General features: G+C 69.5%; 13 protein-coding genes. 7 read left to right on the top strand and 6 right to left on the bottom strand.

Annotated elements, in window-relative coordinates:
• The first annotated feature begins 112 nt into the window (after positions 1 to 112).
• The 3 genes from ACWD4G_RS02805 to ACWD4G_RS02795 are packed head-to-tail and all read left to right on the top strand — an operon-like array spanning position 113 to position 2,128.
• Positions 113 to 964: a helix-turn-helix domain-containing protein gene (locus ACWD4G_RS02805; RefSeq protein WP_451290344.1), complete on the top strand. Its 852-nt coding sequence runs from the start codon at positions 113 to 115 to the stop codon at positions 962 to 964.
• A gap of 11 nt (positions 965 to 975) precedes the next feature.
• Positions 976 to 1,176 carry a DUF397 domain-containing protein gene (locus tag ACWD4G_RS02800; protein ID WP_451290343.1) on the top strand — a complete coding sequence of 67 codons (201 nt, stop codon included), beginning with the start codon at positions 976 to 978 and terminating at the stop codon, positions 1,174 to 1,176.
• Positions 1,163 to 2,128, top strand: a complete 966-nt coding sequence (locus ACWD4G_RS02795) for an ADP-ribosylglycohydrolase family protein (RefSeq protein WP_451290341.1) — start codon at positions 1,163 to 1,165, stop codon at positions 2,126 to 2,128. Before ACWD4G_RS02800 ends, ACWD4G_RS02795 begins: the two co-directional genes overlap by 14 nt.
• Here ACWD4G_RS02795 and ACWD4G_RS02790 read toward each other — a convergent pair.
• Both ACWD4G_RS02790 and ACWD4G_RS02785 read right to left on the bottom strand, forming a co-directional pair.
• The gene (locus ACWD4G_RS02790; protein WP_451290340.1) at positions 2,122 to 2,619 is read right to left on the bottom strand and encodes a DUF4396 domain-containing protein; all 498 of its coding nucleotides are present in this window, start codon (positions 2,617 to 2,619) and stop codon (positions 2,122 to 2,124) included. The two genes, ACWD4G_RS02795 and ACWD4G_RS02790, sit on opposite strands and share 7 nt — an antisense overlap.
• 119 nt (positions 2,620 to 2,738) lie before the next feature.
• The gene (locus tag ACWD4G_RS02785; RefSeq protein WP_451290339.1) at positions 2,739 to 3,395 is read right to left on the bottom strand and encodes a TetR/AcrR family transcriptional regulator; all 657 of its coding nucleotides are present in this window, start codon (positions 3,393 to 3,395) and stop codon (positions 2,739 to 2,741) included.
• Positions 3,396 to 3,597: 202 nt separating this feature from the next.
• Between ACWD4G_RS02785 and ACWD4G_RS02780 the strand changes: the two genes are divergently transcribed.
• Entirely contained in the window at positions 3,598 to 4,548 is a 951-nt protein-coding gene (locus ACWD4G_RS02780) for an ABC transporter permease (protein WP_451290338.1), read from the top strand.
• Complete coding sequence (locus ACWD4G_RS02775) at positions 4,541 to 5,371, top strand: ABC transporter ATP-binding protein (RefSeq protein ID WP_451290337.1); 831 nt, start codon at positions 4,541 to 4,543, stop codon at positions 5,369 to 5,371. Before ACWD4G_RS02780 ends, ACWD4G_RS02775 begins: the two co-directional genes overlap by 8 nt.
• A gap of 12 nt (positions 5,372 to 5,383) precedes the next feature.
• Here the strand turns inward: ACWD4G_RS02775 and ACWD4G_RS02770 are convergent, their stop codons facing one another.
• The 3 genes from ACWD4G_RS02770 to ACWD4G_RS02760 all read right to left on the bottom strand — a co-directional run bounded on the left by ACWD4G_RS02770 (position 5,384) and on the right by ACWD4G_RS02760 (position 10,307).
• On the bottom strand, positions 5,384 to 6,502 hold the full coding sequence (locus ACWD4G_RS02770; RefSeq protein ID WP_451290335.1) for a glycosyltransferase: 1,119 nt from the start codon (positions 6,500 to 6,502) through the stop codon (positions 5,384 to 5,386).
• Positions 6,499 to 9,375, bottom strand: a complete 2,877-nt coding sequence (locus ACWD4G_RS02765; RefSeq protein ID WP_451290334.1) for a bifunctional glycosyltransferase/CDP-glycerol:glycerophosphate glycerophosphotransferase — start codon at positions 9,373 to 9,375, stop codon at positions 6,499 to 6,501. The genes ACWD4G_RS02770 and ACWD4G_RS02765 overlap by 4 nt, the downstream gene beginning before the upstream one ends.
• Positions 9,376 to 9,626: 251 nt before the next feature.
• Entirely contained in the window at positions 9,627 to 10,307 is a 681-nt protein-coding gene (locus ACWD4G_RS02760; protein ID WP_451290332.1) for a hypothetical protein, read from the bottom strand.
• A gap of 137 nt (positions 10,308 to 10,444) precedes the next feature.
• On the opposite strand from ACWD4G_RS02760, the gene ACWD4G_RS02755 reads away from it, so the two are divergent.
• Positions 10,445 to 11,581, top strand: a complete 1,137-nt coding sequence (locus ACWD4G_RS02755; protein WP_451290331.1) for a C40 family peptidase — start codon at positions 10,445 to 10,447, stop codon at positions 11,579 to 11,581.
• Positions 11,582 to 11,616: 35 nt separating this feature from the next.
• Positions 11,617 to 12,210, top strand: coding sequence for a hypothetical protein (locus ACWD4G_RS02750; RefSeq protein WP_451290330.1), 594 nt, complete (start codon positions 11,617 to 11,619; stop codon positions 12,208 to 12,210).
• A 37-nt stretch (positions 12,211 to 12,247) separates the two neighbouring features.
• Here the strand turns inward: ACWD4G_RS02750 and ACWD4G_RS02745 are convergent, their stop codons facing one another.
• On the bottom strand, positions 12,248 to 13,531 hold the full coding sequence (locus ACWD4G_RS02745; RefSeq protein ID WP_451290329.1) for a nucleotide-binding protein: 1,284 nt from the start codon (positions 13,529 to 13,531) through the stop codon (positions 12,248 to 12,250).
• Between the last annotated feature and the right edge of the window lie 15 nt (positions 13,532 to 13,546).

Here is a 13,546-nt window from a genome sequence, read left to right as displayed (position 1 = left end):
GGCGCAACGTCTACGTGTCGCAACCTCTACGTGACAATGCAGCCCTGTCGAGTGACCCGTGCCATGCTTGGCCCGCCTACTCGTGCAGCAGAAAGGCCAGGAGCAGATACCGATGCCGCAGAGGAGCAACCCCACCCGACGGCAGGAACGCCTGGGTGCCGAGATCCGCAAGATGCGTGAACGCGCCGGACTCACCGCCCGAGCCGCCGCCCCGCTCATCGGCTCGAACCACATGCAGCAGAGCCACGTTGAGACCGGCCGCAGCGGAATCAGTCCGGATCGCATCCGGCGCCTCGCCGCTCACTGCGCGTGCGACGACAAGGCGTACGTCGATGCGCTGGTCGCCATGGCCACGGAACGGGGCAAGGGCTGGTGGGAAAAGTACCGGGGGGTCATCCCTCCTTCAGGTCTCGACCTGGCGGAGGCGGAGCATCACGCTGTGCGCATCCAGACCTTTGAAATGGCACACATCCCAGGCCTGTTGCAGACCGAGGACCACATGCGAGCCGCGTTCAAGTACGGGTTGCTGAGCTGGCCGCTCCAGGAGCAGGATGCCTTTGTGGCGTTTCGGTCGCGTCGACAGCAGATCCTCTCGGAAGAGCGCGCCACGCCGTATGAAGCGGTGATCCACGAGACGGCGCTCCGGCTTCGCGTGGGCGGCCGCAAAGCGGCGCAGGCCCAGTTGGAGCGCATCCTCGCCATCTCGGAACTGAACCACGTGACCGTGCGCGTAGTCCCTTTTGACAGCGAAGACTTCGCCGGTGCCGGGTATTCGATGCTGTACATCCACGGGCCCGTGCCTCAACTCGACACCGTGCAGATCGACACAGGCCACGGAGGCGACTTCTTCGACGCTGAGTCGCGGTTGAAGGAGTACCGCCAACGCTACGAGCGTGTCTCGACAACGGCCCTCCCCCCGGATGCGTCCCGGGACCTCATCGCCCGCATCGCCCACGAGCTGTGAAAGGCGCCAACGTGTTCAAGTCTCTCGCTTGGCAGAAATCGTCCTTCTCGGGGGGTGGCAGCGGCGGCGACAACTGCGTCGAACTCGCCCCCACCCCCACAGCCATACTCATACGCGAGGGCGACCGCCCCACCACCCACCTCACCACCACCCCCACCCCCCTCCACGCCCTCCTCACCACCCTCAAAGCAGGCACCCTTGGCTCTCGTTGACCCGCAGCGGGCCCTTGGCGCGATCCTCGGCTCGGCCGTGGGCGACGCCCTCGGCGCGCCCTTCGAATTCGGCGCCGAAGGGGCGTTCTCGGACCGGTTCCCGAAGGCGGGCCATGGGGGCGAAATGTGCGGCGGTGGCGGCTGGGACCCCGGCGAGGCGACCGACGACACACAGATGGCCGTGCTCGTCGCGGAGTCGCTGGTCGAACTCGGCGGTCTTGAACTGCCCGATGTCTTCCGGCGGTTCCAGCGGTGGGCCACGGCCGATCCCAAGGACATCGGCACCCAGACCGAGGACGTCCTCACCAACGGCCACCCCTGGGACCGCGCCGCCGACGCCCATTTCCAGGTGAACCTACGGGCAGCGGGCAACGGCGCGTTGATGCGCGCGGCCACCTCGGCGGTGTACTTCGCGCCGCACGGCAGGGACGCCACCATGGACGCCGCCCGGCGGCTCTCCGCGCTCACCCACGGCGACCCGGCGGCCTGGGAAGGCACCGCGATCTTCCATGAGCTGGTACGGGTCGCCCTGACCGCGGCCGCCCCCGCCACCGCGCGCCAAGAAATCCTCGCCGCCCTCCCCCGCACCCTCGACGCCGTACCGGAAGAACACCGCGCCCGCTACGCCACCGTCCTCGCCCCGAGTTGGCACCCGGACGACGCCACAGAGTTCAACGGCGCCGTCTGGCCCTGCCTCGGCTGCGCCGTATGGGCCGTGCGTACGACCGACTCGTACGAGGACGCCGTACGCGCGGCCGTCGACCTCGGCGGTGACACGGACACCGTCGCCGCGGTGACCGGTGGCCTCGCGGGGGCGATCCACGGCGCCGACGCCATCCCGGAGCGCTGGCTGGACGCGCTCCACGTGCCCCTCCCCGGCTTCGGCAGCCGAGTCCTCCGCACCCCCGAACTCACCGAGCTGTGCCGACGACTCACCCTCGCCCGTCAGTGATGGGCGTGGACCACCGCGTGCCCCTTGCCCCGGCCGATCATCCACTTGTTCACCGGTGTGGTGATCAGGAACGCCACGGCGAAACCGCCCAGCAGGGCCGACCAGAAGAGGCCGTCGTCGATGTGTGCCTCCATCGCGCCCGGGGTGAGGGCGATGATCACGTTGTCGACCAGTTCCATCACGGCGATCGAGACGGTGTCGGCGGCGAGTGCGACCTTGATCGCGGCCGCGAGGCTCAGGCCCGCGCGGAGCACCGCGAACAGCGTGAACGAGTAGCCGAAGAGGAACGCCAGTGCGATGGCGAGCACCATGGTCGGCACATTGCCCCACAGCAGGGCCGTACCGATGACCATCCCGAGGATCTCGCCGATGGCACACCCGGTGAGGCAGTGCAGCGTCGCCTTCACGGCCATGCCCCAGGAGGCACCGCCGGCACCTTGAGCGTCATGAGCGTCGTGAGCACTGTGTGCGGCATGGGCGCTGTGGTCCATGGACCTCATCCCCTTCCGGCGGACGGTGGTAAGGGCGGTACGCGCCTTGACTCACACCCCAACCATATACCCCCATGGGGTATTCCGGGAGGGCTCGCCACGGGACCCGCTACGACCCGCTACAGCACCCGCAATCCCGCCGCCGTAGCCCTCGTCAGACTCTCCAGGTACCCCTTCGGCAGCTTCGGCGTGCGGACGACCACCGAGCGCCAGTACAGCGGGCCGGAGATCAGGTCCAGGGCCAGGTCCTCGTCGACGCCCTCCCGGATCTCGCCCCGCGCCACCGCCGCCGCCACGATCCCGGTCGCCACGCTCTGCTGGCCCTCCCGCAACGCCTTCTGCATGGCCTCGGCGATCTCGGGGTTGCGGGCGGCCTCGGCCTGGAGGTCGGGGATGATCTGCCCGGCGACCGGGTGGCGCAGCGCCCGCGACGTGACCTCGTACAGCAGCCGCAGATCGCCCTCCAGCGAACCGGTGTTCGGCAGGGGCAGCCCCTGGACGGCGATCGCGGAGACCAGGTCGAGCACCAGGTGCAGCTTGGAACGCCAGCGGCGGTAGACCGCCGTCTTGCCGACGCCCGCCCGGCGCGCGATGCCCTCGATGGACATCCGGGCGTACCCGACGGCCGCGAGTTCCTCGAAGACGGCCGCCCGGATGGCCTCGGTCACATCCTCACGCAGCACCGCCGCCCCGGCGGGCGCCCGGCGGCGCGGCCTGGCCGGCTCTCCCGCCGACCGCCCCGCGGCACCCTTCCCGCTCTCCCCGTCGCTCGTCATGCGCAACAGCATAGGCCGTGACGACGAAACGGTTGCGTTCCAACGTCATAACGGCTTACGCTCGCGTTGCGACGATACGGTCCCGTCCCGACGTAAGACCCGAGCAAGGCCCGGGCAAAAGCCAGGCAAGTCCCAGGCAAGAGCAGAGCAAGAACCCCCAAGAGCGACACCCCCACCGGCCCCACCACCGAAAGCAGCGGATGTGAGCCAGGTCCTCCACACACCGCCGGGTACCACGGCGGACTCCCCCCAGGGCGCTTCCCAGGGCGCCCCCGAGGCCACCGCCGAATCCCCGGCGGAGCTGGCCGCGCGCCACGGCCTCAGCGTCAGCGGCGCACGGCCCACCCTCGGCCAGTACGTACGGCAGCTCTGGGCCCGGCGGCACTTCATCACCGCCTTCGCCACGGCCAAACTGACCGCCCAGTACAGCCAGGCCAAGCTCGGCCAGATCTGGCAGGTCGCGAACCCGCTGCTCAACGCGCTCGTCTACTACCTGATCTTCGGCCTGCTGATGGGCACGAAGAAGGGCGTCCCGGACTACGTCCCGTTCCTCGTCACCGGCGTGTTCGTGTGGACGTTCACACAGAGCTCGATCATGGCGGGCACCCGGGCCATATCGGGCAGCCTCGGCCTCGTCCGCGCCCTGCACTTCCCGCGCGCCTCGCTGCCCCTGTCGTACTGCCTGCAGCAGCTCCAGCAGTTGCTGTTCTCCATGGCCGCGCTGGTCGTGATCCTGCTGGCCTTCGGGGTGCCGGTCGCGATGTCGTGGCTGCTGATCTTCCCCGCGCTGACGCTTCAGTTCGTCTTCAACGCGGGCGTGGCGATGGTGATGGCGCGCATCGGCGCCAAGACGCCCGACATCTCGCAGCTGATGCCGTTCGTGCTGCGTACGTGGATGTACGCGTCCGGCGTGATGTTCAGCATGGACCACATCCTCCGCGACCGGAACATCCCGGCCTGGGTGCACCTCCTCCTGGAGTGCAACCCGGCCGCCGTCTACATCGACCTCATGCGCTTCGCGCTGATCGACAGCTTCCTCGACAAGCAACTGCCCCCGCACGTCTGGGCGATCGCCACGGGCTGGGCGCTCCTCGCGGGCGTCGGTGGGTTCATCTACTTCTGGAAGGCTGAGGAGACGTACGGCCGTGGCTGAGACCGAGACCATCACCGCTGCGCACCCGACCGCGGCGGCCCCCGCTCCCGCCCCCGTCCCCACCGTCGTCGTCGACGGCGTCGACATCGTCTACCGCGTCAACGGCACCGGCGCCGGACGGGGCACCGCGACCGCCGCGCTCAACCGCATCCTGCGGCGGAAGAAGTCCGAGAAGGCGTCCGGCGTCCGCAAGGTGCACGCCGTGCGGAACGTCTCCTTCACCGCGTACCGGGGCGAGGCCATCGGCCTGATCGGCACCAACGGCTCCGGCAAGTCCACCCTCCTCAAGGCCGTAGCCGGACTCCTCCCCGTCGAGAACGGCCGTATCTACACCGACGGCCAGCCCTCCCTCCTCGGCGTCAACGCGGCCCTGATGAACGACCTCACGGGTGAACGCAACGTCCACCTCGGCGGCCTCGCCATGGGCATGTCCCGCGAACAGATCCGTGAGCGCTACCAGGAGATCGTCGACTTCTCCGGCATCAACGAGAAGGGCGACTTCATCACGCTCCCCATGCGCACATACTCCTCCGGCATGGCGGCCCGCCTCCGCTTCTCCATCGCCGCCGCCAAGGACCACGACGTCCTCCTCATCGACGAGGCCCTCGCCACCGGAGACGCCTCCTTCCGCAAACGCTCGGAGGCCCGCATCCGCGAACTCCGCAAGAACGCGGGCACCGTCTTCCTCGTCAGCCACAGCAACAAGTCGATCCGCGACACCTGCGACCGGGTGCTGTGGCTGGAGCGCGGCGAACTCCGTATGGACGGCCCGACGGAGGCCGTCATGAAGGAGTACGAGAAGTTCACCAACGGGAAGAAGTAGTCCCCCTCAGTCCTACCTCTCCAGGAACGCGAACAACGCCTCCCACCCGTCCACGATCTCCGCCGTCCCGTACCGGCGGACGCTCTCCCTCCCCTTCTCCCCCATCCGGTCCCGCAGCGCCCCGTCCGACATCAACAGGTCCAGCTTGCGGGCCAGTTCGCCGGTGTTGCCGGGTGGGGCGAGCAGGCCGGTCTCGCCGTCGGTCACGATCTCGTGGACGCCGGGCGCGCAGTCGAACGCGACACACGGGACGCCCATGGCCATCGCTTCCAGCAGGGCCAGCGGGAAGCCCTCGCCCCGCGAGGGGAGCGCGAAGACCGAACCGCCCCGCAACGCGCCCCGCACATCACCCGTACGCCCCCTCCACCGCACCGAGTCGTCGAGGCCGAGCGCCGCGCACTGCTTCCTCAGCAGTTCCTCGTCCGCCCCCGAGCCGTAGATCTCCAGGACCCAGTCGGGGTGCCGGGCGGCCATCTCCGCCCACGCGTCCAGCAGCAGATCGACGCCCTTCTCGTCACTCAGGCGCCCGATGCTGACCACGGCCTTCGACGTGCGCGGCGACGGCTCGTCCGGCAGCCAGGGCACGGCGTTCGGCATGAACGAGGTGTTGTTGAGGCCCTCACCGATCCACAGATCGGCGTCCTCCCTGGTCAGCACCAGCATGCGGTCGACATCCGCGTAGTGCCGCAGCACGCGGCGGAAGCGGGAACTCGCCTTCGACGTCTCGTACGACTCATGGCTCATCCCGATCACGGTCAGCCCGGCGGTGTCGGCCACCTTCACCCACTCCATCGCCCACACCTGCGCGACGATCACCACCGCACCGGGCCGGGCCGCCCGGAACAGCCGGCTGAGCACGGCCGCCTTCTCCCGGATGCTCGCCTCCCGCGCCCGCCCCGGCGCCGGCGGCTGACCGTCGTACAACGTGGTGGCCGGGTACGGCAGTTCACCCAGGTCGTACGGGTCCGTCGACGGGGTGATCCCGATGAGACGCGGCCGATGGCCCCGCTCGCCGAACAGCCGGGCCATCTGATGCGCCCAGCTGGTCACCCCGCCCAGCTCGTCCACGCTGTTGGCGACGATGAAGATGTCCCGCCCCGGCCCCGAGATGTCCGTCTCCCGCCCCGTCATGCCCGCCCCCGCTTCTTCCACCCGGCGAAGAACTCGTCCACGATCCGCCGCGCCGCCGACCCCTCGTCGTACTCCCCGAAGTCCGCCACGAACCGCTCCCGCGCCGCCGCGTACTTCACCGACTGCTCCTCCAGCGAGGATGTCGACAACAACGCGTGCAACTCCTCCTCCGAACGGACGACCGGCCCCGGCGCCCGCTCAAGCAGATCGAAGTACGTCCCTCTCCCCTCATGCACGTACTCGTCGTAGTCGTACGCGAAGAAGACCATCGGCCGGTCCAGCAGCGCGTAGTCGAACATCACGGAGGAGTAGTCCGTGATCAGCGCGTCGGCGAGGGCGAGGAGAGGGGTCACATCGTGGTGTGCCGATACGTCGACGACCCGCCCTCGGACGGACGGCGGAAGGACGACATGGTTGAGGTAGTGGGCGCGGACGAGGAGGACGTACTCCTCGCCAAGCGTCCGCGCGAAACGCTCCACGTCGAACGGAAGTGAGAAGCGCCGCCCGCCGGGCTGCCGGAACGTAGGCGCGTACAGCAGCACCTTCTTGTCGGCCGGGATGCCCAACTCGGCGGCGAGCGGCGGCCGTTCGGCGGAATCCCTCGTCCGGACCAGCTCGTCGTTGCGCGGGTACCCCACCCTCAGCAGGGTCTCCTCCCTGAGCCGGAAGGCCCGCGCCAGTGTGCGGACGTCGTGCTCCGAGCGGATCAGGAAGTGGTCGAAGCGGTCGAGGGTGCGCTGCTGTTCGGCCTGCTCGGCACGGGACTTGCGCTTCCAGCCCGGCTCGTCGAAGCCCATGCGCTTGAGGGCCGAGCCGTGCCAGGTCTGGAGGTAGGTCGTCCCCGGGCGCTTGGTGAGCTTGAGCGGATAGCTCTGGTTGTCGATCCAGAACTCGGCGCGCGCCAGGGCCCGGAGATAGGGCAGGGACCAGCGGCGTACGAGGGTGGCATCGGCCGGGAAGCCGTCGGGCCTGCCCTCGTACGACCACACGGCCTCGAACTCCAGTCCCTGGCGGCGCATCTCCTCGTAGATCGCCCGGGGGCTGTCGCTGTACTGCCGGCCGAGATGGCTCTCGAAGACCACCAGCCGCCGCTGTCTCGGCAGGCGCTGGAAGACCTCGTGATAAAGGCGGATTCCGGCGTCCGTGGAGGTGGCCCTCTTGCGCAGCGTCCTCGCCTTGCGGTAGCCGGACTTGGCCAGTCGGCCGGGGGTGCCGTGAAGGCCGCGGGTGACGAGGGCATTCGCCTTCTTGTCGGGGACGAGCCGGAAGGCGAGGTGCCCCCGGGCGGAGACATGCGGCTCGACGCGGTCGGCGACCAGCCGAGTGAGCCGGGGCCGCACCGGCAACTCGCCCTCCACCAGCCCCGGTTCGGCGGCGCTGAGCCGACTGGTCGTACGCTCCCCGTCGACGTCCAGATGGAACCGTACGTCCCAGACGGCGTCCACGATCCCCAGCGGGCGCACGGCCTCGCTGATGTCGACGGCGGTCTCCCACCCGACATACGCCCCCTCGTGCCGCACGTCCGCCACCGGCACCCGGAACGTCCCGAACCGCACACCCGGGCGGCGGGCGTAGAACTCCAGCTCGGCGGAGAGCCGGGCACCGGCCGGAACCGCACCGAGCGGATTGGTGACCCGCCCGGCGAGCCGCACCACCCCCGGCCCCTCCCCCGCCCAGTACGCGCGGGACCGCCGGTACTCCGTCAGCTCGTTGCGCAGGAACAGCTTCGGCAACGGGCGTGCGTGATACCCCAGTTCGGTGACATCGAGGACCCGCCGCGCGAACTCACCATCTGGCCCCTGATCGTCCAGTCCCTCGGCATCGCACCAGTACACCCGGCCGTCGCGCTCGACGAGCGGGGCGGAGACCTTGTCGCGGTTGGTGAGGGTGTCGACGGCGGGCAGGAGGTCGCCCCAGTCGCCCTCGCGGAGCAGGAACGCGCAGATGGCGTGGATGGGTTCGACCTCGTCGTACGCGGCCGGGTCGACGGAGTCGAGGTAGGTGCGGGCCAGCTCGGCGAACTCCCGGCGGTAGCCGGCGTCCCGGAAGGGCAGATCACGCAGGTGCAGCACCAGGTCGTGCTTGAGGAACTTGACGTCCTTCTGGAACTTCAGCGCCGGCAGCCCCTTGTCGGCGAGCAGTCGGTCAACCCGCCGATGGATCTCCATCCGATGCGCGAAGTTGGCGATCTCGGCCCGCCGATTGCTGATCGACAGGGAGGCGGCCGACGCCTTCTCGGCCACGTTCCAGTCGTAGACCCGGTTGGGGATGAGGGTGATCCGGCGGGCGGCGGTATAGGCGAGGGCCGAGAAGAGGAGATCCTCGTAGTGAATCCCCACGGGGAACGCGAGCCCCTGCTCGATCAGGAACTCCCTCCGGTAGCACTTGTTGGTGGAGAGGGTGTCGTAGACGAGGAGGTCGGGCAGCTCGGAGATCGAGTCGAGGGTACGGGTGCGGGCGTAGAGCCACGGGTACCACTTGACCTCCTTGCGGGTCCGGGTGTCCACGGAGACCCGTACACACAGGCCGGAGACCAGATCGGCGCCGGTGGTCTCGGCGGCCTCCAGCATGTTCCGGCAGGCGTCGCGTTCCAGGACGTCGTCGCTGTCGAGGAAGAGGACGTAGTCGCCGCGCGCCTCGCGGACGCCGTGGTTACGGGGCGCACCACAGCCGCCGCTGTTCTCGGGCAGCCGGAACGCCCGCGCCCGCCCGGGATGCTCGGCGGCCAACCGGCTCGCCACCTCGTACGAACCGTCCGTGCTGTGATCGTCGACGATCACCACCTCGACGCTCCGCAACGTCTGCGCCAGCACCGAACCCACCGCCGCGGGCAGCCGGGCCGCGTCGTTGTAGACGATCACGACAACGGACACGGCCGGCCGCCGGGCCCCGGACAGCGCTGCCGCCTCGGACAGCGCTGCCGCCCCGGACTTCGCTGCCGCCCCGGACTTCGCTGATCGCTGACGCGGCTCCACATTCACCCCAAACGTCCCGTTCCACTCCCTCTGCCGGGCATGACGCCGTAGAGGGCCACTTAGGTAGAGGCCACTGGGAGGGTGGGGGTTGCGTCGGGGGCGGGGGCGCGTCGGGGGCGGTCCGGCGTGGTGGGTCGCGGTGGCGACCGTCAGCGGCGCCCTTCCTTGGGCTTCGGCTGCTTCGGCAGGAACGCGTCCGGGTTCACGTAGCGCACCCGGCGCAGCCACAGGGCGCCGCCGCCGATGCTCGCCATGACGAAGCCGACGATGGTCAGCAGCAGCATGAGGCCTCGGACAGCCGCGACCTCCAGGCGCCCGTACACCGCCCAGCTCACCGTGCACAGCACCACGCCCACCAGGAACAGGGCGAGTTGGCGCCAGCTCATCCAGGTCTTCAGCGCCTGGATGGGGTCGCCGTCGACCCAGAGGATCTGTGAACGACCGCTGCGGACAGCCGCCTTGGCCTCGGTCACCGCGCCCTCGGGCTCCCCGTCGGGGTTCAGGTCGAGGTACTCCCACAGGTCGGCCAGGGCCTCATAGGCCTGCTGCTCGTCGTAGCGCACCGGCTCCACCGGTGTGCCGTCCTCGGCCGGTCCGTCCTCCTTGGCGCGGCGTTCGAACTCCTTGTTGATGACGTCCGTCGGCACCGGGACCTCGCCTTCCAGCACCCGCCTCAGATGCTGGCAGAACGCGCTGATGACGGGCTTGCGCCGGACCGCGTGCACAGCCTCCTTGAGGTCGGCCATGCCGCTCTCCCCGTACGAGAGGTAGTCCCGCATGACGACGGCGAGGGCGTGCGCGGAGGGAGCGGGAAGCGGCTGTTCGGTCACGGGTTCCCCTTTTCCCTGTGTACAGGTCCCTACACATGCCGTCGGCACCAAGGCGATTGGCAGTATAGACACTTACTCGTAGGGTATAGACACACAAGCATCCTGTGGGGTGCGGCCAACGGGGGGCACACCGACCAGTGGACAAGAAAACCCTCATAGTCATTCTCGCCGTCTGCGCGTTCATGTTCAGCGGTTGTGGCGTGATGTTCATGGGCGGAGTCGCGGTCATCGGCGCCAGCGGCATCCTCAACTCCGCGCTGGGCGCCGACGACGGCGACGGAGAGAGCAGCGATCTCCCCGGCGGGACGGTGTGCGACCCCGGCGGCGAAAAGATCCAGACCCATGTCCCCGGCGTCGGCCCGTACACGGTGACCGAGGAGCAGATGGGCAACGCGGCGATCATCGTCAACGTCGGGGAACGGACCAAGGTCCCCGACGACGGCCTGGTCATCGCCATCATGACGGCCCTTCAGGAAAGCCAGCTGCGCAACATCGACTACGGCGACCGGGACAGCATCGGGCTCTTCCAGCAGCGCCCGGCGGCCGGTTGGGGCACGGTCGAAGAGATCATGGACCCCGAGTACTCCTCCAAGGCGTTCTACGGCGGCCCCAACCACCCCAGCCCGCCCAACCCCCGCGGTCTGCTCGGTGTGCCCAACTGGCAGCAGATGGACAAGGGAGCGGCAGCGCAGGCCGTCCAGGTCTCCGCCTTCCCCGACGCCTACTCGAAGTGGGAAGGCGTCGCCGGTCTGATCGTCGGCCGCGCCAAGAACATCAAGTGCGAGGACGTCGGCCTGAGCGGCGACGTCGGCAAGGTCATCCAGGCCGCGAAGAACCAGCTCGGCGTCGACTACTGCTGGGCGGGCGGCGACGCCAACGGCCCGACCTACACCAAGGACTGCCCCTCGGGCGTCTCCGAGGGGTTCGACTGCTCGGGACTCACCCTCTACGCATACGCACAGGTCGGCATCGCCCTGGGCCACTACACCGGTGACCAGTGGAACGCGGGCACCCGGGTGAGTTCGTACGGCGCCCTCAAGCCGGGCGACCTGATGTTCTGGACGGACGACGGCTCGGTCGCCGGCATCCACCATGTGAGCATGTATCTGGGCAACGACCAGATGATTCACGCACCACGCACCGGGAAGACCGTCGAGATCGTCGACAACGTCAGCAAGAACGACTACTGGATGAACCAGTGGATCGGTGGTTCCCGGCTGCTGAACGACTCGGGAGGCAGTTCCTCCGAGCCGGTCGACGACGGAACCGACTAGGCCGCGCCCGGCCGTAGCCTCACCAGGAGGACCCTGTGATCACCACGCACCGCCGTGCGACGGCCCTGTGCCTCGCGGCCCTGGCCGTCGCCGTCCTCGGCGGCTGCACCAAGGACGAGGAGCCGGGCCCCACGCCCTCCTCGTCCACTCCGTCCGTGAGCGCCGCACCCGGCACCGGGGAGCCGACGGACTCACCGGCCGAGGACGCTTCCGCGAGCCCCAGCGCCTCGACCGCCGTCGACTACGGCGACCCCGAGATGGTGGCGGCCGCCTTTGTCCACGCCTATGCCGAACAGGACTGGGCCGTCGACAGCCCGCGCGCGTATCTGAAGCGAATCACCCCGTACGCCACCACCGCCTATGTGCGCAAGCTGCGCGACAGCAGCAGCGACCGCTGCGACGTGACGTGCGACGCCGCCAAGAAGGGCGGGCTGAAGGTGAGCGCGGACGACATCGGAACGGTGATTCCGGGGGAGGCACCGCGCACACCGACCGAGGTGTGGGTGCAGGTCACCTATACGGAGCGGAGCAGCTGGGGCTCCGGCGGGGACTCGACCCCCGTCTCCGTGAACCTCCAGCTCGTGAAGAACGGCGGCAAGTGGCTCGTGGACGCGCGCACGGGCGAGTGAGGCCGAGGAGGAACCGGCCCCGGTGGCGCGGACGGACTCAGAGGCCCGGCGGCACGGTGCCGAAACCGTCCGCGAGGAGGGCCGCGAGATCCATGTAGGCGCCCCGGGTGGCCGGTGACACCCGGTCGTAGTGGATCGTGCCGCCCATGTACAGCTGCTGGTCGTACGGGATGCGCACCACATGGGTGCACAGCTGCTGGAAGTAGTCCACCAGCGTGTTCATGTTGATCCCGACGGCCTTAGGGGCGTCCATGGTGATCACCACGATGGCGTCGCGAACCAGATGCGGGTAGCCCTGCGCGTACACCTCGTCCAGTGTCTTCGCGGCGCGGCGCGCGGCGTCGTAGCGCGGTGCGGCGACCACGACCAGGCGGTCGGTGGTGGCCAGCGTGCCCTTCATCGCCGAGTGCTTCATGCCGGTGCCGCTGTCGGTGATGACGATGTCGAAGGCCCGGGTGAGGATGGACTGCGCGGTGCGGTACTGCTCCTCGCCGAACAACTCGCTGATGTCCGGGTTCTGTTCGCTGGCCGCCACCATCAGCCGTTCGGTCTGGCCGAGGTACTGGTGGATCTGTGTGGGGTCCACCAGTCCCTGCCCGGCCATCTCATGCCGCCGGCGGTCCGCGATGACCAGGTCCCGGACCGTGGGCATGATCCGCTCGCCGAGCAGCCGGTCGGCGAGCGTACCGGCGTGCGGATTGGCGTCGATCACCACCGTGCGGTCCGCCCGGTACCGGGCGAAGGTCAGTCCCAGCATGGCCGAGGTGGTCGTCTTGCCCACGCCGCCCTTGATGCTGGTGACGCTCACGCGATACGGCCGCGCCACCGGCGTCTGGAGCCGGGCGAGCCTCTGCTGCTCAGGGTCGGCGGCACGCCCGCCCCGGCCGGGCCAGCGCAGGAAGCCACGACGCGGGTCCTCCCCATGACCCTGCGGCGGCTGCGCCAGGGGCTGGTGCGGAGCCGACTGCGCGGGGCGGGTGACATACGGGTTCACGGGCCCGGGCGGCTGCTGTGGCAGCGGCGCGGCGCCCATGGCCGCGTCCGGCAACGGCGCGGGCGCCGGAACGGCCATACCGGCATCCGGCAAGGGCGCGGGACCCGGCGCCACGCCGGCCTGGCCGTCCGTCCATGAGACGGGAGCCGGCCCAGGAGCCGGTGCGGGTATCGGGGCCGGGGCCGGTGGTGTCGTAGGGGCGGGAGGCACTTCGCCTCGGTACGCCGGAGCCACCGGTGTCGGAAGAACCCGTGCGTGGCTCGGGGGCAGTTCGTCCTCGTTCTGCTCGGCGGCCGACGACGCGCCGAAGGCGCTGTTCTCGGTCACGCTGTTCTCCCCCAC

Source organism: Streptomyces sp. NPDC002643 (assembly GCF_053592555.1).
Note: the sequence above shows the minus strand (reverse complement) of the source record. Positions and strands in the feature narration are given on the sequence as shown.